This is a genomic window from Aminobacter sp. P4_D5 (assembly GCF_056401815.1).
Genome location: NZ_JBFUIP010000497.1, coordinates 1 through 886, shown reverse-complemented (window position 1 = coordinate 886; position 886 = coordinate 1). Strand labels below are relative to the sequence as shown.

Sequence of the window (886 nt, the reverse complement as noted above, 5' to 3'; positions counted from 1 at the left end):
TCCCAGCCCTCGGCACGGTCGAAGTTGCGGAGACGGTGCACGCCGTTCTGGAACTGCTCACCGAGCGCGCCGGGGCCGACAATGCCCATCTGCAGCTCGAGGCTGCCGTAGGAGGTCGCGGKGTAGGAGGCCAGCGAAAGCGTGCCGTAGAGCCAGCCGGCATAGGGCCGGTCCCGCGGGTCCGGGTTGCGGCGCGAGGTGTCCTCGGGCGTGAAGATGTTCTGGCCGACCGAGACGCCCCAGCGCGGCGTGCCGCCCTCGGGGAAGATCAGGCTCATGCGGCCCGTGATGGCGGAGACCCAGCTTGGGGGATCGTAGGAGGGCGAGCGCCAGTCGAACTGGAAGCCGCTGGTGTAGTTCTTGTCAGTGCCGGCAAAGAGGTCGTTGTCCAGCACGAAGGAGAAGGTGCCGCGGGGGTCGGGGATCTGCACGTCCCGCACGGGCTCCCCGAGGTGAGTGCCTTCGGGCGACTGGATTCCGATCGATGGGGCGACGATCGTCTGGGCGCTCACCGCGGTGCTGCCCAGGAGCAGCAGGGCGCCGAGAATTCTGGAAATGCGCATGGAAGTCCTAATCATACGAAGTGGGTCGTGACGGAATGGGGCGGCGCAGTTTCCTGCTGGACCTCTAATGGTCTGGGAGGGTTGCGGTTGCCTCCGGACCTCCCGCAAAAATCTCGATGGGCCTTTCGGATGGCGGCGACGTGCCGCGTCCTTGGGAGCGAGGCCGATGAAGGCCTTGCCGATCGGAGGAGAGCGCGATGCGCGTGATGGTTCTGGTGAAGGCGACGGCCGAGAGCGAGGCCGGCGTGATGCCCACCACTGAGCTTCTGACGGCGATGGGGAAGTTCAACGAGGCGCTGGCCGAGGCCGGCATAATCCAGGCG

2 protein-coding genes are annotated in these 886 nt (G+C 66.8%); one reads left to right on the top strand and one right to left on the bottom strand.

Annotation, left to right across the window (positions count from 1 at the left end):
* On the bottom strand, nucleotides 1-563 hold a 563-nt coding region (locus AC1DWF_RS33035; RefSeq protein WP_476842727.1), incomplete at its 3' end, for a lipid A-modifier LpxR family protein.
* 197 nt (nucleotides 564-760) lie between these two features.
* Here AC1DWF_RS33035 and AC1DWF_RS33030 point away from each other — a divergent pair.
* A partial coding sequence (locus AC1DWF_RS33030) for a YciI family protein (protein WP_476842728.1) occupies nucleotides 761-886 on the top strand: 126 nt, incomplete at its 3' end.